This is a genomic window from Neisseria flavescens (assembly GCF_005221285.1).
Classification (GTDB): Bacteria; Pseudomonadota; Gammaproteobacteria; order Burkholderiales; family Neisseriaceae; genus Neisseria; species Neisseria flavescens.
In genome coordinates, this window is record NZ_CP039886.1 from 829,696 (window position 1) to 847,294 (window position 17,599).

Consider the following 17,599-nt stretch of genomic DNA (forward strand, 5'->3'; position numbering starts at 1 on the left):
CCGATGGCACAAGATTTTCGATTAATATTCTCTAAAATTCAATGAATAATCAAATTACATAACAAATATATGATATGAATCAATAATTAAGAAAGGCCGTCTGAATTCTTTCAGACGGCCTTTTACAACAGCATACTACATTGTTTTAACCTTATGCAAACAAAAGCTTACCACCCTCTTCTTTAACATGGATTGTGCTATCAGGTGCATATTTGCCTTCAAGCAATGCTTTGGCCAGCGGATTCTCGATTTCCGATTGGATGGCGCGTTTGAGCGGACGTGCGCCGTAAACGGGGTCGAAACCGGCTTTGGCGATGATGTCCAGTGCGGCATCGGAAACAGTCAGGCGCAGGTTTTGTTTTTCCAAACGTTTTTCCAAACCTTTAAGCTGGATTTTCGCAATGTTGCGGATATTGGCCTGATCCAAACCATGGAACACGACTACTTCGTCGATGCGGTTGATCATTTCGGGGCGGAAATGTTCTTTCACATCCTCCATCACAACTTCTTTCACCGCTTCGTAATCCTGAATGCCCATTTGTTGGATGTGCTGGCTGCCGATGTTGGAAGTCATCACAATCACGGTATTTTTAAAATCTACCGTCCTGCCTTGCCCGTCGGTCAAACGACCGTCATCCAATACTTGCAGCAGGATGTTGAACACGTCGGGATGGGCTTTTTCCACTTCATCCAAAAGAATCACGCTGTATGGTTTGCGGCGGACTTGCTCAGTCAGGTAACCGCCTTCTTCGTAGCCGACATAGCCGGGAGGCGCACCGATTAAGCGGGCAACAGCATGTTTTTCCATGTATTCGGACATATCGATACGAATCAGATGATCTTCGCTGTCAAACAGGAAGCCTGCCAATGCCTTACACAATTCGGTTTTACCCACACCGGTCGGACCTAAGAACAGGAAGCTGCCGTAAGGCTTGTTCGGATCGGCTAGGCCTGATCGGCTGCGGCGGATAGCGTCAGACACAGCACGCACGGCTTCATCTTGACCGACCACGCGGCGGTGCAATACTTCTTCCATCTTCAGCAGCTTGTCTCGTTCCCCTTCCATCATTTTTGACACAGGAATGCCGGTCATACGGGAAACGATTTCAGCCACTTCATCCGCGCCGACTTCAGTACGGAAAAGTTTGTTTTGTTTTTTGCCGTCAGGATTGCTTTCTGCCGCTTGCAACTGTGCGCTCAATTTAGGCAACTCACCGTATTCAAGCTCAGATGCACGGGCAAAATCGCCTTGGCGTTTGGCCTGTTCGATTTTGACTTTAATGTCGTCCATCTGTTTCTTGATGTCGGCAGTGCTGGATGATGCTGCTTTTTCAGCTTTCCAGATTTCGTCCAAATCGGCGTATTCTTTTTGCAGGCCGTCGATTTCTTCATCTATCAATTCCAGACGTTTTTTGCTGGCATCATCGCTCTCTTTGGCAACGTGCATTTTTTCCATTTTGAGCTGGATAATGCGGCGGTCGAGTTTGTCCATTTGCTCAGGTTTGCTGTCCAGTTCCATTTTGATGCGGCTGGCTGCTTCGTCAATCAAATCAATCGCTTTATCGGGCAGGAAGCGGTCGGTGATGTAGCGGTCGCTCAACTCCGCTGCGGCAACGATAGCAGGGTCGGTAATATCGATACCATGGTGGATTTCATAACGCTCCTGTAAACCGCGCAAAATAGCGATGGTGTCTTCCACGCTTGGCTCGCCAACCAATACTTTTTGGAAACGGCGTTCAAGTGCCGCGTCTTTTTCGATGTATTGGCGGTATTCGTCCAAGGTAGTCGCACCGATACAGTGCAGTTCGCCGCGTGCCAAAGCCGGTTTCAACATATTGCCCGCGTCCATCGCGCCGTCGGTTTTACCTGCGCCAACCAAGGTATGAATTTCGTCGATGAAAATCAGAGTGTTGCCATCGTCTTTCGCCAAGTCGTTCAACACGCCTTTCAAGCGTTCTTCAAATTCGCCGCGATATTTCGCGCCGGCAATCAAAGCCGCCAAGTCCAGAACCAGCAGGCGTTTGTTGCGCAGGGATTCAGGCACTTCGCCGTTGACGATGCGTTGCGCCAAACCTTCGACAATAGCGGTTTTACCCACACCCGGCTCACCAATCAGCACGGGGTTGTTTTTGGTACGGCGTTGCAATACCTGAATCGCGCGGCGGATTTCATCATCACGGCCGATAACGGGGTCAAGTTTGCCGTCGCGGGCGCGCTGGGTCAGATCAAGTGTGTATTTTTTCAAAGCATCGCGTTGGTCTTCGGCATTCGCATCATTCACGTTTTGTCCTCCTCGTACCGCATCAATCGCGGCATTAATGTTTTGTTCGGTCGCACCGGCTTCTTTCAAAATTTTGCCGGTTGCATCGTTCTGCTGCACCAAGGCAAGCAGGAAAAGTTCGCTGGCGATATAGACATCGCCGCGCTTGGTTGCGGCTTTGTCCATCAAGTTCAATACAGCTTGCAGCTCACGGCTAGGCATAATATCGCCACCTTGACCGGATACTTTTGGCAAGCTGCTCAAATGTTGCTGCAAACGTTGTTTTACTTGAGGCACATTCACACCTGCATGAGCCAGCAACGCAGCAGCACCACTGTTTTGATCATCAAGCAACGCTTTTAAGATAAAGCCGGCCTCAAGGTAGCTGCTGTCCGCAGCCAAAGCCAAACTTTGACCTTCTTGCAGAGCTTGCTGAAATTTGGCAGTCAATTTATCAAATCTCATTTTACGTTCCTCTTCAAATATATTCTGTTAGAGCCTATATAAGCGCAAATGTGGATAACTCAATAGCCATTTACTCCACCAAGAAACAAATTTTTATTATATTATTGATTTATATGATTTAATTTTTATAATTTTGTGTGTATAACTTTTATTATCCAGTTATCCTTTACTCAAAAGGCCGTCTGAAAAATCAAGAATAATCAGGTATAATCGGCACCATATTTATTTTCAGACGGCCTTTGTGCCGAAGGATACTTTCATGAGCAAAAAACGAGTTTTAACAGGCGTTACCACAACAGGTATTCCACACTTGGGCAACTATGTCGGTGCCATCCGCCCGGCTATCCGCGCAGCGCAAGATTCCAATACCGAATCATTCCTCTTTTTGGCCGACTATCACGGTATCATCAAATGTCATGAGCCGGAAATGATTCATCAATCTACTCAAGCTGTTGCCGCCACATGGCTCGCCTGCGGACTCAATCCGGAACAGACTACTTTCTATCGTCAAAGCGACATTCCCGAAGTGATGGAGTTGAACTGGATTCTGACCTGTATCACTGCAAAAGGCCTGATGAACCGCGCCCACGCTTACAAAGCCGCAGTACAGGCAAATACCGAAAACGGTCAGGAAGATCCGGATCACGGCGTGGAAATGGGCCTGTACAGCTACCCTATCCTCATGACTGCCGACATCCTTATGTTCAATGCCCATGAAGTTCCAGTCGGTCGCGATCAAATCCAACACGTTGAAATGGCGCGCGACATCGCCGGCCGCTTCAACCACCGCTTCAAAGAACTCTTCACCCTGCCCGAAGTGAAAATCGACGAAAACGTCGAACTCTTGGTCGGCTTGGACGGACGCAAAATGTCCAAATCCTACGGCAACACCATTCCGCTTTGGGAAAACGACAAGAAAACCCAAAAATCGGTTAATAAAATCATCACCAATATGAAAGAGCCCGGCGAGCCGAAACAGCCTGATGAAAGTCCTTTGTTTGAAATCTACAAAGCCTTCTCCACGCCGTCTGAAACTGCCGAGTTCACTCAAATGCTGGCCGAAGGCCTTGCTTGGGGTGAGGCCAAGAAACTCTTGGGCGCAAAAATCAATGCCGAACTCGCAGAGCCGCGTGAGCGTTACAATGAATTGACCGCCAAACCATCTCAAATTGAAGACATTTTGCATGCCGGCGCACAAAAAGCGCGTAAAGAAGCACGTGAATTGTTGGATAAAGTACGCGATGCAGTAGGTATTCGTCCGTTGAAATAATAATAGTAAGGCCGTCTGAAAATTTCAGACGGCCATAATATCGTTTATCATTTGAAATATAATCGTTTTTCTAGGGTTTCTCATATGAAAAAAACCTTCCCCCTTATCTTGCTCAGCCTTTCATTGGCTGCCTGCGGTGGTAAATCTGAAGATACAGCAGCCAATGATGCTGCTTCAGGCAAAGCGCCCAAGCCTACCTTCAAAGTTAAATATATCAATGAACAAACCATAGCCGGTTTGGATTTAGGTACAGCTCAAGAAGGCGAAACAAAAGAAGGTAAAAAACAACGCACATATCCGATTAACGGTATAGAGGGCGGCGTCATCAATCTGATTGGCAAACACCCTACCGACTTAGAAGTCATCAACGGCCAATGTATGGAAAAAAATGAAAAAGGCGTTTCAGCCGGCTGGTCAGTCAACGGAGTTTGCCACACTACCTTTGCAAAAATGGTGGACAATATTGCCCAAGACGGCAGCAAACTGACCGACTATCTGATTTCACACGCTGCTTTGCAACCTTATACCGAAGGCAAAAGCGGCTATGCCGCCGTACAAAACGGCCGCTATATTTTAGAAATTGACAGCGAAGGCATGTTCTATTTCCGTCGTCGTCATTACTAAACTCCTGACCATCCTATTTTCCCCTGACACAAGGACTGAATCATGGCTCAAGTTACTTTCCAAGGCTCACCTATTTCTACAAACGGCAATTTGCCTGCCATCGGCCAAGTTGCACCTGATTTCACATTAGTAGCGGCAGACCTATCTGAGAAATCATTGGCTGACTTTGCAGGCAAACGCAAAGTGTTGAATATCTTCCCCAGCATTGACACCGGCGTATGTGCCCAGTCCGTCCGCACTTTCAACAAACGTGCCTCATCTTTGGACAATACCGTCGTCTTGTGCATTTCTGCCGATTTACCATTTGCACAAGCCCGTTTCTGCGGCGCAGAAGGTTTGGAAAATGTAGTGACACTTTCTACATTCCGTAGCAGCTTTTCTAACGATTACGGTGTTACACTGACAGAAAGCCCATTACGCGGCCTGACCGCCCGTGCAGTGGTGGTTTTGAACGAGCAAAACCAAGTTCTCCACGCCGAGTTGGTATCTGAAATTGCGAACGAGCCTGACTACGAAGCTGCTTTGGCTGTTTTGTAATTAACCAAATAAAATCAGGCCGTCTGAAAATTTTCAGACGGCCTTTCGATTATCTTCAAAATAAAAACGGTAGCTTAAAAGCTACCGTTTTCTGTTTCAAACCTTATACAGATTTATCTGTTTTGTTTGCTTCTACTGACTCAGTATTCTGAACCTCATTTTGCTCAACAGGTTCGGCAGCTTCAGCAACAGGTGCTTCAGGCTCTTCTACTTTGTCATCGCGGACATTGTGGCTGTAATCCTTAGGCGGACTAGGTTGTTTACCGGCCATAATTTCCAAAACTTGGTCTCGATCGATGGTTTCCCAATCCATCAGTGCTTTACACATGGTTTCCATCTTATCGCGATTTTCATCCAAGATTTTGTAAGCCACTTGGTATTGCTCATCCAAAATACGGCGAATTTCCGCATCGATATCTTGTTGGGTTTTCTCGGAAATATTTTGAGAACGGGTTACGCTGCGACCCAAGAATACTTCACCTTCGTTCTCAGCATAAACCATCACACCCATTTTGTCGCTCATACCATAACGCGTTACCATCTCGCGTGCCATTTGAGTTGCACGCTCAAAGTCGTTAGATGCGCCGGTAGAAATACGGCCGACAAAAATATCTTCAGCAATACGGCCACCAAACAAGATTGAGAGCTGGCTCAGCATTTGGTCTTTGTACATACTGATGCGGTCACGCTCAGGCAGCTGCCAAGTCAAACCCAATGCACGGCCACGAGGCATAATCGTTACTTTGTGAACCGGATCGGTAAACGGTAGGCTTTCCGCTACGATTGCATGGCCGGCCTCATGATAGGCTGTCGCACGTTTTTCATCTTCGTGCATCACCATGCTGCGACGCTCCGGACCCATGTAGATTTTGTCTTTAGCATCTTCAAAGTCGCTTTGATCGACTTTAACTTTATTACGACGACCGGCAAACAAAGCTGCTTCATTGACCAAGTTCGCCAAATCCGCACCTGAAAAACCAGGTGTACCGCGTGCCAAAGAAGTCAAATCTACGGATGCATCCAAAGGTACTTTTTTAGCGTGTACTTTCAAGATTTGCTCACGGCCACGGATATCAGGCAATGGAACAACGACTTGACGGTCAAAACGGCCCGGACGCTGCAACGCTGGGTCAAGTACATCAGGACGGTTGGTTGCGGCAATCACAATAACGGTTTGGTTGCTTTCAAAACCATCCATTTCAACCAATAATTGGTTCAATGTTTGCTCACGCTCATCATTGCCACCACCCAAACCGGCACCGCGCTGACGGCCAACCGCATCAATTTCATCGATAAAGATGATACATGGCGCGTTTTTCTTAGCCTGCTCGAACATATCGCGGACACGGCTCGCACCGACACCGACAAACATTTCTACGAAGTCAGAACCTGAAATACTGAAGAATGGCACACCGGCCTCGCCAGCAATCGCTTTAGCCAGCAATGTTTTACCCGTACCAGGGCTACCGGCCAACAAAATACCGCGCGGTACGCGACCACCCAGGCTTTGGTAACGATTAGGCGATTTCAGGTAATCCACGATTTCTTGTACTTCTTCTTTAGCCTCATCACAACCGGCAACATCGGCAAAAGTAACTTTATTGGAATCTTTGTCCAACAAACGTGCACGGCTCTTACCAAAAGAGAATGCACCGCCTTTACCGCCACCACCGCTTTGCATGCGCATGAAGTAGAACCATGCACCGATCAACAACAAAACAGGCAGCAGGCTGTAAAACAGACTGGCCAGCATGCTTGGTTTTTCTTCCGGAGTCACTTTGACGCGTACTTTGTTGTCCAACAGTGTTTTAACCAAGTTGTCATCCAAAGGCGCATTGGTATAGAAGGCAGTTTTATCGGTGCGCTCACCTTTAATCAGATAGCCGCTGAAAACAGATCCTTCAATATTGACATTGGATACTTCGCCACTATTAACTTGCTGAATAAATTGAGAATATTCGATTTGCTGTTTATCTTCCTGCTTATCGCTGAGCGCATTGAATGCTGCTAAAAGCATAGCACCACCCACTACCCAGACTAATATGTTTTTAATGGTATTCCCCACTGAACAGGCTCCATGGTTACAAAATAAATAAAATCAAGGGAAAGAATTTTAAAGCACCCACCCTACATTGTCAGCGTTTATTTTTACCTAATAGGTAAATCTCACTGGAACGATTGCGGGAAGCATCCGGCTTTCGAGTTTGTACACTGGCAAAAATTTCATGCATAGTCGCCGTATACTCTTGATAACCCGCGCCTTGAAACACCTTCACTAAAAAACTGCCTCCGGTTTTCAAATGCTGGGAGGCAAAATCCAAAGCCAGTTCACACAAATAAAAACTGCGTGCCTGGTCGGTTACGGCATTGCCTGACATATTGGGTGCCATATCACAGATTACAAGGTCTAACGGACGATTATCCAATAAGGCTTCAAACTGCTCCAAAACAGCATCTTCCCTAAAGTCGCCCTGAATAAACGACACGCCTTCAATAGCATCCATCGGCAAAATATCCAAAGCAAACACTGCCCCTGTTTTACCGACCAGCTTGGCCGCAACCTGTGACCAACTTCCCGGAGCGCTGCCCAAATCTGCCAAAACCGTACCTGGTTTGATTAATTTGTCTTTTTGATTGATTTCCAATAATTTATAAGCCGCTCTGGCACGATATCCGTCCTTTTGTGCCATATGGACATAATGATCGTTGACGTGCTCATGCAGCCATGCTTTTGAAGATTTTGAGCGTACAGCCATCTTGATTTGAAATGCTTAAGTTAAAATCAGTATTGTACGTTATTTCCCCCGTAAATGTTCTAAATCGCGTACAATATGGCCATTATACTTTTTAATTGGATACTTATTAATATGAGCGACAACAAATTAAGCACCAAAGAAATTTTGGCCTTGAAAGCCCAAGCACACCACCTTCACCCTGTCGTTATGGTTGGCCAACAAGGCTTGACCGACTCAGTCATCAAAGAAACCGATGCCGCATTGACAGCGCATGAATTGATTAAAGTCCGTGTTTTTGGCGATGATCGCGCCGAACGTATTGAAATTTGCAATGCCCTGTGTGAAACACTGGGGGCTCAACTGGTGCAACATATCGGCAAATTACTTGTTTTGTGGCGTAAAAAACCGGACGATGAATAATTTAAACCGAATAAACAGCAGAAGTATTTTCTCAATCTACTTTATCATATCCTTCTGTTGTATTTATGCAGCATAAAACAAATTATTCCATTATTCTAAGTATAAAAATACAAATACGGTTGCCTGTTTTTGTAAATAACCTCAAAATTACAAAATCATACCAAGACCGCGATATGGTGAAAAACGGCTTCGTTTTCGCCCACGAAGATGCCAAGAACACCAAGGCGGAAGCGCGGGAAAAAACCGGAAGAGCGCGAAATGCTGCTGTTCCTGCTGGTGCGCCATTTCGCTGCGCTGGCCAAACGTGCCGCACAGGACGGATTGGTGGGGCGCATTGCTTCGGCCACGGAAGTACGACATTGTTCCAGCGCAAACTTCTCTTGCAGAACTCTTAGCCGCATCAAATCCTGCTGAAGCACTGAAATGGTTTGAAAAAGCTGCCGAACAAGGTGACAGCAACGCGCATGTAGCACTTGCCGAAATCTATCTTTTGGGCAAAAATACCTAACGAGCTCCTCAAAAGGCCTATCAGCACGCTAAATTTGCTGCGGATCAAAATGATCCGGAAGGATTGCGCCTTTTAGGTGATATCTATCGCTACGGATTGGGACAAGCAGTTGATGCAGACACCGCGCGTCAATATTATCAACGCTCGGCTGATTTAGGTAATCTTGTCGCTTACCAAAAACTTCTGTCTGACAGCGCATTGAATAACCAGCAAAACTATGAGCTTTTGAATTCATTTAAATCAATAGATTGAGAGAATAAGCATTTAATTGCGAATCCTAAATCATTACTATCCTCTTTTATAATTTTCCACATAATTATCTTCCTTTGCCGTCAAACACTCTTTTGGTTACCTGCTTTGTATCAAAAAATGCCGTCTGAACGCCGAATATCATTTCAGACGGCATTTTGACTGTTTAAAGCGGAGGCAGTTCTACAAATGGGAAGAAATGCTGAAACTTCTGATAAATTTCAGGATGTTTTTCTAAGGCTTTTAACGCCTTCTCCCTGGTAATCGGAATATCATAAAACTCTTGATTCCGTATATAGGTAATGCCATATACGGCATCTTTTTCCTTTTTCGTCATACCGGTAGTTGGAACAAAGCCAATAATATCGTATATATTTATAGAACAATCATCTGATTCCAAACAATCTATTAACTCTATCAGATACCTTGGAAAACTTTCGACAGGGACAGTCCTGACAATTCCATATAACCAATCCAAGAATTCTTTTTTGTCGGCTGCATTGCATTCATAACACAATATAGCAAATCCCAAATCATAACAATTGTTCCGTGTAAGCCCCAACATAATCATTTTCCTTTATCCATTGCCCTACTGCCGATATGCCCGGTCGGTGAATGTTTTTCTTCAGGTACAAGCTGCATACGTCCGGTATCCTGATGATGATGCCAAGTATAATCCGGTATTGACGAAAGAAATCTCCCTCCAACGTCAGGAGGCTGAACGTTTGTACAAGCTGGCATTTGCAGCGCACTATTGCTTAAAACGCCAACAAAATTACACTGAAGCACTGGATTTATACCACCAATCCGCAGAACGTGGGCACAGCAAATCCCAAACCAATCTTGGCATGATGTATTACAGTGGATAAGGTGTACCTGTCGACTATGCCCAAGCTGCAAAATAGTTTGAAGCAGCGGCCAAACAAAGAGACACGATGGCTCAATATAATCTTGCCTGCCTGTATTATCACGGTATGGGTGTAGAAAAAGACATCAATAGTGCTTGTTTCTGGCTGCAAGAAGCCATCCAACATGGACATGAACAGCAAGACGTTCTTAAAGAGCTTTTGGCTCAATGGAAACAATTCGCTCAAAAAACCTCTGCTGCTTAAAGGCCGTCTAAAATTCTAACTTCCTACATAAATGACATGTCAGAGCTAAACTAAACAGCCTGTACATGTCATTTTTTCATTCACCCTTCCTCAATAATCGTCATCTTCAAATCCCATTCCCTCTTAATCTCTTTAAAGTCTTCAGACGGCCTATTCTCTTTGTAAAGAATCAGATAATCAAAATCTTCCCTTTCAAACCCTAAATCCAATCCAAATTTTCAATTTACAACAAAATTTGAAAAATATTTTTTCGTATTCGAATAAACTTTCTCAAATATCTGATGCTTTTTTTACTGTATTCACTTAATATCTCGATTTAAAAACAAGTTCCATAACTCTTTTAAAAAATCCTAATTCCAACCTCTACATCCTATCAATATCTACAGCATGATTTGCCAGTTTGCCCAATTACTGATAGCATTTGCAGGTTAGCCAATTCGCAAAAAGTTCAATTCTTTCTGATTTTTCATCAATGGTTATAACGTATTGAAAATATTTCAGTAATTAAAACTTTTTCGGATTTGACTCTAGGAATTTTCGTTTTTAACTCACATCTGTTCGCAAACGAAAATATCGGAGTAATACTCCGTCATTGAAAAACACTCAACACAAGGATAGATATTATGTCCACCCAATTACACGATGTTGACCCAATTGAAACCAAAGAATGGTTAGACGCGTTAAGCTCTGTTTTAGAATATGAAGGCAGCGAGCGCGCCCAATACCTGCTGGAAAGTTTGGTCAAATACAGCCGTGATAAAGGCATCCGTATGCCTCACGGCACCACTACTCCATACTTGAACACCGTTTCCGTTGAAGACGAAAAAGGCATCCCTGGCGACCAAAACATCGAACACCGCATCCGCGCATTCGTGCGCTGGAACGCCGCCGCCATCGTATTGCGCGCCGGCAAGAAAGATTTGGAGCTGGGTGGGCACATCGCATCTTTCCAATCTGCCGCCACCATGTACGAAGTCGGCTTCAACCACTTCTGGAAAGCCAAAGGCGAAGGCGAAGAAGGCGATTTGGTCTTTTTCCAAGGACACGCCTCCCCGGGCATCTATGCCCGCGCCTTTGTCGAAGGCCGCCTGACCGAAGACCAATTGAACAACTTCCGTCAAGAAGTTGACGGTAAAGGCCTGCCTTCTTACCCTCACCCTCACCTGTTGCCTGACTTCTGGCAATTCCCAACTGTATCTATGGGTCTTGGCCCATTGATGGCAATCTACCAGGCACGCTTCCTGAAATACTTGGAATCTCGCGGTCTGGCTAAAACCAAAGGCCGTAAAGTATGGGTATTCTGTGGCGACGGCGAGATGGACGAACCTGAAAGCCAAGGTGCTATTGCTCTGGCTTCACGCGAAGGCTTGGACAACTTGGTATTCGTCATCAACTGTAACCTGCAACGTTTGGACGGTCCGGTACGCGGTAACGGCAAAATCATTCAAGAATTGGAAGGCAACTTTGCCGGCGCCGGTTGGAATGTCGTCAAAGTCATCTGGGGTCGCCGTTGGGACCGCCTCTTGGCTAAAGACAAAGACGGCATCCTGCGCAAACGCATGGAAGAATGTTTGGATGGTGACTACCAAACTTATAAATCCAAAGACGGTGCATACGTTCGCGAACACTTCTTCAATACGCCCGAACTGAAAGCATTGGTCGCCGATATGACCGATGACGAAATTTGGGCATTGAACCGTGGCGGCCACGACCCGCAAAAAGTGTACAACGCTTACGACCGTGCAGCGAACCATGCAGACGGCAAACCTACCGTCATCTTGGCGAAAACCATTAAAGGTTACGGTATGGGCGCATCCGGAGAAGGTCAAAACGTTGCCCACCAAGCCAAAAAAATGGACAAAGCGTCTCTGAAACAATTCCGCGACCGCTTTGACATTCCTGTTACCGACGAGCAAATCGACAGCGGCGACCTGCCTTACCTGACCTTTGCCCCCGACAGCGAAGAATACAAATACCTGCACGCACGCCGCGAATCTTTGGGTGGCTATCTGCCTCAACGCAACCCCACCCAAGACGTTCTGGAAGTTCCTGAACTGTCTGCATTTGATGCTCAACTGAAATCCAGCGGTGACCGTGAATTCTCAACCACTATGGCTTTCGTACGCATCCTGTCTACTCTGTTGAAAGACAAAAAAATCGGCAAGCGCGTTGTACCTATCGTTCCTGACGAAAGCCGTACTTTCGGTATGGAAGGTATGTTCCGCCAATACGGTATTTGGAATCCTAAAGGCCAACAATATACCCCTCAAGATAAAGACCAACTGATGTTCTATAAAGAATCCGTCGACGGTCAAATCTTGCAAGAAGGTATTAACGAGCCGGGCGCGATGGCCGACTGGATTGCGGCTGCGACCAGCTACGCCAACAGCGACTTTGCGATGATTCCGTTCTACATCTACTACTCTATGTTCGGTTTCCAACGTATCGGCGACTTGGCTTGGGCGGCAGGCGATATGCACGCACGCGGCTTCCTGTTGGGCGGTACTGCCGGCCGTACGACGCTGAACGGAGAAGGTCTGCAACACGAAGACGGCCACAGCCATATTCAAGCAGATTTGATTCCGAACTGCGTTTCTTACGACCCGACCTTCCAATACGAAGTCGCCGTCATCGTACAAGACGGTCTGCGCCGTATGTATGCCAATAATGAAGACGTGTTCTACTACATCACCCTGATGAACGAGAACTACGCTCACCCGGATATGCCGGAAGGTGCGGAACAAGACATCCTCAAAGGTATGTACTTGCTGAAAGCCGGCGGCAAAGGTGACAAGAAAGTCCAACTGATGGGTTCCGGTACCATCCTGCAAGAAGTGATTGCCGGTGCCGATCTGCTGAAAGCCGACTTCGGCGTAGAAGCAGACATCTGGTCTTGCCCATCTTTCAACCTGTTGCATCGCGACGCTGTCGAAGCAGAACGTTTCAACCGCCTGAATCCTTTGGAAACTGCAAAAGTACCGTTTGTTACTTCTCAACTGCAAGGTCATGACGGCCCGGTGATTGCCGCTACCGACTATATCCGTAGCTATGCCGACCGCATCCGTGCCTACATCCCTAACGACTACCACGTCTTGGGTACTGACGGCTTCGGCCGCTCCGACAGCCGTGCCAACCTGCGTAGCTTCTTCGAAGTTGACCGCTACAACGTTGCCGTTGCTGCATTGAGCGCATTGGCCGATCAAGGCAAAGTCAGCAAAGAAACCGTTCAACAAGCCATTGAAAAATATGGTATCAAAGCCGATTCAGCTCCTAGCTGGAAACGCTAATTGATGTTTCAGACGGCCTGTTTGCTTCATTCAGACATCAGGCCGTCTGAAAACCGAATGCTTGAATGGTTTGAACAAACTGTACCGATGCCGTGTGAAACAAATTTTCAGACGGCATCAAACTGAAAATATTAAAGGAACTCAAATGAGTATCGTAGAAATCAAAGTCCCTGATATCGGCGGTCATGAAAACGTCGACATCATCGCTGTAGAAGTTAAAGTAGGCGACACTATTGCCGTTGACGACACCCTGATTACGTTGGAAACCGACAAAGCCACTATGGACGTACCTGCTGATGCAGCCGGTGTTGTTAAAGAAGTTAAAGTTAAAGTGGGCGATAAAATCTCTGAAGGCGGCGTTATTCTGACCGTTGAAACCGGTGCTGCCGCTGCTGATGCCGCTCCTGCTCCTGCAGCAGAAGCCCCTGCTGCTCCAGCTGCTGCGCCTGCAGCTGCTCCTGCCGGTGGCGCTACCGTACAAGTTGTTGTACCGGATATCGGCGGCCACTCTGACGTAGACGTTATTGCCGTTGAAATTAAAGTTGGTGACACTGTTGCCGTTGACGACACCCTGATTACTTTGGAAACCGACAAAGCGACAATGGACGTACCTTGTACCGCCGCCGGTGTCGTTAAAGCCGTATTCCTGAAAGTCGGCGACAAAGTATCCGAAGGCTCTGCTATTATCGAGGTAGAAACCGCCGGCTCTGCCGCAGCAGCTCCGGCTCCTGCCGCTCAAGCTGCCGCACCTGCACCGGCTGCCGCTCCGACTCCTGCCGCTCCGGCCGCCGCGCCTGCACCTGCTGCACCTGCTGCTGCCAAAATCGACGAAGCTGCATTCGCAAAAGCTCATGCAGGTCCTTCCGCACGCAAACTGGCGCGCGAATTGGGCGTGGACTTGGGTCAAGTTAAAGGTACCGGTCTGAAAGGCCGTATCATGGGCGAAGACGTTAAAGCCTTCGTTAAATCCGTTATGCAAAGCGGTGCAGGCAAACCTGCCGCTGCTTCTTTGGGCGGCGGTCTGGACTTGTTGCCATGGCCTAAAGTGGACTTCTCTAAATTCGGCAATGTCGAAGTTAAAGAACTGTCTCGCATTAAGAAAATCTCCGGTCAAAACCTGTCCCGCAACTGGGTTGTGATTCCTCACGTTACCGTACACGAAGAAGCGGACATGACCGAATTGGAAGAATTCCGCAAACAACTGAACAAAGAATGGGAACGCGAAGGCGTGAAACTGTCCCCATTGGCGTTCATTATCAAAGCCTCTGTTGCTGCGCTGAAAGCCTTCCCTGAATTCAATGCTTCTCTGGATGGCGACAACTTGGTGCTGAAAAACTACTTCAACATCGGTTTCGCAGCAGACACGCCAAACGGCTTGGTTGTTCCAGTGATTAAAGACGTAGATCAAAAAGGCTTGAAACAAATCAGCCAAGAGTTGACCGAATTGTCTAAAAAAGCCCGCGAAGGCAAGCTCAAACCACAAGAAATGCAAGGCGCATGCTTTACCATTTCCAGCTTGGGCGGTATCGGCGGTACAGGCTTCACGCCGATTGTGAATGCTCCTGAAGTTGCTATCTTGGGCGTGTGCAAATCCCAAATCAAACCGGTTTGGAACGGCAAAGAATTTGCTCCTCGCCTGATGTGCCCGTTGAGCCTGTCCTTTGACCACCGTGTCATCGACGGTGCTGCCGGTATGCGCTTCACCGTATTCCTGGCTAACCTGTTGAAAGACTTCCGCCGCATTACTCTGTAATCCGAGCATTTTCAGACGGCCTGAATAAAAAGGCCGTCTGAAAAAAGAAGTCCGAACATCATTCAGAAAGATTAGACATGAGCTTAGTTGAATTGAAAGTGCCCGACATCGGCGGTCACGAAAATGTAGATATTATTGCGGTTGAAGTAAATGTGGGCGATACCATTGCTGTGGACGATACCCTGATTACTTTGGAAACCGATAAAGCGACTATGGACGTACCTGCCGAAGTTGCAGGCGTAGTCAAAGAAGTTAAAGTTAAAGTCGGCGACAAAATCTCCGAAGGCGGTTTGATTGTTGTCGTTGAGGCCGAAGGTGCAGCTGCCTCTCCTAAAGCCGAAACGCCTGCCGCTCCTACACAAGAAGCACCTAAAGCAGCCGCTCCAGCTCCTCAAGCTGCTCAATTCGGCGGTTCTGCCGATGCCGAGTACGACGTGGTCGTATTGGGCGGCGGCCCCGGCGGTTATTCTGCTGCATTTGCCGCTGCCGATGAAGGCTTGAAAGTTGCCATCGTTGAACGTTACAAAACTTTGGGCGGCGTTTGCCTGAACGTCGGCTGTATCCCTTCCAAAGCCCTGTTACACAATGCCGCCGTTATCGACGAAGTGCGCCACTTGGCTGCCAACGGTATCAAATACCCCGAGCCGGAACTTGATATCGATATGCTGCGCGCCTACAAAGACGGCGTGGTTTCCCGCCTGACCGGCGGTTTGGCCGGTATGGCGAAAGGCCGTAAAGTGGACGTTATCCAAGGCGACGGCCAATTCTTGGATCCACACCACTTGGAAGTTTCTTTGACATCCAGCGAAGTGTACGAACAAGCTACGCCTACCGGCGAGAAAAAAATCGTTGCCTTCAAAAACTGTATTATTGCAGCAGGCAGCCGCGTAACCAAACTGCCTTTCATCCCTGAAGATCCTCGAATTTTCGACTCCAGCGGCGCATTGGCTCTGAAAGAAGTACCGGGCAAACTGCTGATTATCGGTGGCGGTATTATCGGTCTCGAAATGGGTACGGTTTACAGCACGCTGGGTTCTCGCCTGGATGTTGTTGAAATGATGGACGGCCTGATGCAAGGCGCAGACCGCGACTTAGTGAAAGTATGGCAAAAACAAAACGAATACCGTTTTGACAACATCATGATCAACACCAAAACTGTTGCCGTCGAGCCTAAAGAAGACGGCGTTTACGTTACCTTTGAAGGTGCGAACGCACCGAAAGAGCCGCAACGCTACGATGCCGTATTGGTTGCTGCCGGCCGCGCGCCCAACGGCAAACTCATCAGCGCGGAAAAAGCAGGCGTTGCCGTAACCGATCGCGGCTTCATCGAAGTGGACAAACAAATGCGTACCAACGTGCCGCACATCTACGCTATCGGCGATATCGTCGGTCAGCCTATGCTGGCGCACAAAGCCGTTCACGAAGGCCACGTTGCCGCTGAAAACTGCGCCGGCCACAAAGCCTACTTCGACGCACGCGTTATTCCGGGCGTTGCTTACACTTCTCCTGAAGTGGCATGGGTGGGCGAAACCGAGTTGTCTGCCAAAGCCTCCGGCCGCAAAATCACCAAAGCCAACTTCCCATGGGCTGCTTCCGGCCGTGCGATTGCCAACGGTTGCGACAATGGTTTCACTAAGCTGATTTTTGATGCTGAAACCGGCCGCATCATCGGTGGCGGTATCGTCGGTCCTAACGGCGGCGACATGATCGGCGAAGTCTGCTTGGCCATCGAAATGGGCTGCGACGCGGCCGACATCGGCAAAACCATCCACCCACACCCAACCCTTGGCGAATCCATCGGTATGGCTGCGGAAGTGGCATTGGGCGTATGTACCGACCTGCCTGCTCAGAAAAAGAAATAAGTTCACTCAAATAAAATTTGAACGAACTTGATGGAACAAAGGCCGTCTGAATGTTTCAGACGGCCTTTTCGCAAACAAGGAGACTCAATATGAAAAAAATCGAAGCTATTATCAAACCTTTCAAACTCGACGATGTACGCGAAATCCTGACTGAAATCGGCATTACCGGCATGACCGTCAGCGAAGTCAAAGGCTTCGGCCGCCAAAAAGGCCATACGGAAATTTATCGCGGCGCGGAATACGCAGTCGATTTTCTGCCTAAAGTAAAAATTGAATTGGTATTGGCTGACGACAAAGTCGATCAGGCTGTTGACGCCATTTTAGAAACCGCACATTCCGGCAAAATCGGTGACGGTAAAATCTTCATTTATCCGGTTGAAGAAGCCATCCGTATCCGTACAGGAGAACGCTCAGAAGCAGCGCTTTAATAGAAATCGCAAAATACAGAATACAAATGCCGTCTGAAAAAATAAGTCGTAGCGTGGTTTGCTCAGGACTTATTTTTCAGACGGCATTA

The 17,599-nt window shown here is 47.5% G+C and carries 15 protein-coding genes and 1 pseudogene; 10 read left to right on the forward strand and 6 right to left on the reverse strand.

What is annotated here, in order from left to right:
- Positions 1-151 precede the first annotated feature (151 nt).
- The gene (gene clpB / locus FAH67_RS04285; protein WP_003679197.1) at positions 152-2,725 is read right to left on the reverse strand and encodes an ATP-dependent chaperone ClpB; all 2,574 of its coding nucleotides are present in this window, start codon (positions 2,723-2,725) and stop codon (positions 152-154) included.
- A gap of 259 nt (positions 2,726-2,984) precedes the next feature.
- Between clpB and trpS the strand changes: the two genes are divergently transcribed.
- From trpS to tpx, 3 genes are all read left to right on the forward strand, one after another.
- Entirely contained in the window at positions 2,985-3,995 is a 1,011-nt protein-coding gene (gene trpS / locus FAH67_RS04290; RefSeq protein WP_003679196.1) for a tryptophan--tRNA ligase, read from the forward strand.
- 84 nt (positions 3,996-4,079) lie between these two features.
- A complete protein-coding gene (locus FAH67_RS04295; protein ID WP_003679195.1) occupies positions 4,080-4,619 on the forward strand; it encodes a hypothetical protein in 540 nt (179 codons plus the stop codon).
- Between the two features lie 42 nt (positions 4,620-4,661).
- Entirely contained in the window at positions 4,662-5,156 is a 495-nt protein-coding gene (gene tpx, locus FAH67_RS04300) for a thiol peroxidase (RefSeq protein ID WP_003679194.1), read from the forward strand.
- Between the two features lie 103 nt (positions 5,157-5,259).
- Here tpx and ftsH read toward each other — a convergent pair whose 3' ends face one another.
- Positions 5,260-7,221, reverse strand: a complete 1,962-nt coding sequence (gene ftsH / locus FAH67_RS04305; protein WP_003679192.1) for an ATP-dependent zinc metalloprotease FtsH — start codon at positions 7,219-7,221, stop codon at positions 5,260-5,262.
- A gap of 70 nt (positions 7,222-7,291) precedes the next feature.
- Positions 7,292-7,912 carry an RlmE family RNA methyltransferase gene (locus FAH67_RS04310; RefSeq protein WP_003679189.1) on the reverse strand — a complete coding sequence of 207 codons (621 nt, stop codon included), beginning with the start codon at positions 7,910-7,912 and terminating at the stop codon, positions 7,292-7,294.
- Positions 7,913-8,023: 111 nt separating this feature from the next.
- Between FAH67_RS04310 and yhbY the strand changes: the two genes are divergently transcribed.
- Complete coding sequence (gene yhbY / locus FAH67_RS04315) at positions 8,024-8,311, forward strand: ribosome assembly RNA-binding protein YhbY (protein WP_039863504.1); 288 nt, start codon at positions 8,024-8,026, stop codon at positions 8,309-8,311.
- A gap of 155 nt (positions 8,312-8,466) precedes the next feature.
- Here yhbY and FAH67_RS11770 read toward each other — a convergent pair whose 3' ends face one another.
- Positions 8,467-8,712 (reverse strand): hypothetical protein, encoded by a 246-nt coding sequence (locus tag FAH67_RS11770; RefSeq protein WP_172459144.1) that lies wholly within the window; start codon positions 8,710-8,712, stop codon positions 8,467-8,469.
- A gap of 203 nt (positions 8,713-8,915) precedes the next feature.
- On the opposite strand from FAH67_RS11770, the gene FAH67_RS12310 reads away from it, so the two are divergent.
- A complete protein-coding gene (locus FAH67_RS12310; RefSeq protein WP_003679181.1) occupies positions 8,916-9,071 on the forward strand; it encodes a hypothetical protein in 156 nt (51 codons plus the stop codon).
- A gap of 163 nt (positions 9,072-9,234) precedes the next feature.
- Here FAH67_RS12310 and FAH67_RS04330 read toward each other — a convergent pair whose 3' ends face one another.
- Positions 9,235-9,633 carry a hypothetical protein gene (locus tag FAH67_RS04330; protein ID WP_039863502.1) on the reverse strand — a complete coding sequence of 133 codons (399 nt, stop codon included), beginning with the start codon at positions 9,631-9,633 and terminating at the stop codon, positions 9,235-9,237.
- Positions 9,634-9,635: 2 nt separating this feature from the next.
- Positions 9,636-9,758: pseudogene (locus FAH67_RS04335) on the reverse strand (HNH endonuclease); the annotation flags it as partial.
- A gap of 245 nt (positions 9,759-10,003) precedes the next feature.
- Here FAH67_RS04335 and FAH67_RS12040 point away from each other — a divergent pair.
- From FAH67_RS12040 to FAH67_RS04360, 5 genes are all read left to right on the forward strand, one after another.
- A complete protein-coding gene (locus tag FAH67_RS12040) occupies positions 10,004-10,180 on the forward strand; it encodes an SEL1-like repeat protein (protein WP_003679175.1) in 177 nt (58 codons plus the stop codon).
- A gap of 623 nt (positions 10,181-10,803) precedes the next feature.
- The gene (gene aceE, locus FAH67_RS04345; RefSeq protein ID WP_039863501.1) at positions 10,804-13,467 is read left to right on the forward strand and encodes a pyruvate dehydrogenase (acetyl-transferring), homodimeric type; all 2,664 of its coding nucleotides are present in this window, start codon (positions 10,804-10,806) and stop codon (positions 13,465-13,467) included.
- A gap of 145 nt (positions 13,468-13,612) precedes the next feature.
- Positions 13,613-15,220, forward strand: a complete 1,608-nt coding sequence (aceF, locus tag FAH67_RS04350; protein ID WP_003679167.1) for a dihydrolipoyllysine-residue acetyltransferase — start codon at positions 13,613-13,615, stop codon at positions 15,218-15,220.
- 77 nt (positions 15,221-15,297) lie between these two features.
- Positions 15,298-17,082 (forward strand): dihydrolipoyl dehydrogenase, encoded by a 1,785-nt coding sequence (lpdA, locus tag FAH67_RS04355; protein ID WP_003679166.1) that lies wholly within the window; start codon positions 15,298-15,300, stop codon positions 17,080-17,082.
- Positions 17,083-17,171: 89 nt separating this feature from the next.
- Complete coding sequence (locus tag FAH67_RS04360; RefSeq protein ID WP_003683576.1) at positions 17,172-17,510, forward strand: P-II family nitrogen regulator; 339 nt, start codon at positions 17,172-17,174, stop codon at positions 17,508-17,510.
- The last annotated feature ends 89 nt before the right edge of the window (positions 17,511-17,599 follow it).

Coding starts and splice junctions, on each gene's coding strand:
- clpB (WP_003679197.1), bottom strand. CDS start 2,725: ATGAGATTTGATAAATTGACTGCCAAATTTCAGCAAGCTCTGCAAGAA.
- trpS (WP_003679196.1), top strand. CDS start 2,985: ATGAGCAAAAAACGAGTTTTAACAGGCGTTACCACAACAGGTATTCCA.
- FAH67_RS04295 (WP_003679195.1), top strand. CDS start 4,080: ATGAAAAAAACCTTCCCCCTTATCTTGCTCAGCCTTTCATTGGCTGCC.
- tpx (WP_003679194.1), top strand. CDS start 4,662: ATGGCTCAAGTTACTTTCCAAGGCTCACCTATTTCTACAAACGGCAAT.
- FAH67_RS04310 (WP_003679189.1), bottom strand. CDS start 7,912: ATGGCTGTACGCTCAAAATCTTCAAAAGCATGGCTGCATGAGCACGTC.
- yhbY (WP_039863504.1), top strand. CDS start 8,024: ATGAGCGACAACAAATTAAGCACCAAAGAAATTTTGGCCTTGAAAGCC.
- FAH67_RS11770 (WP_172459144.1), bottom strand. CDS start 8,712: ATGCGGCTAAGAGTTCTGCAAGAGAAGTTTGCGCTGGAACAATGTCGT.
- FAH67_RS04330 (WP_039863502.1), bottom strand. CDS start 9,633: ATGTTGGGGCTTACACGGAACAATTGTTATGATTTGGGATTTGCTATA.
- FAH67_RS12040 (WP_003679175.1), top strand. CDS start 10,004: ATGGCTCAATATAATCTTGCCTGCCTGTATTATCACGGTATGGGTGTA.
- aceE (WP_039863501.1), top strand. CDS start 10,804: ATGTCCACCCAATTACACGATGTTGACCCAATTGAAACCAAAGAATGG.
- aceF (WP_003679167.1), top strand. CDS start 13,613: ATGAGTATCGTAGAAATCAAAGTCCCTGATATCGGCGGTCATGAAAAC.
- lpdA (WP_003679166.1), top strand. CDS start 15,298: ATGAGCTTAGTTGAATTGAAAGTGCCCGACATCGGCGGTCACGAAAAT.
- FAH67_RS04360 (WP_003683576.1), top strand. CDS start 17,172: ATGAAAAAAATCGAAGCTATTATCAAACCTTTCAAACTCGACGATGTA.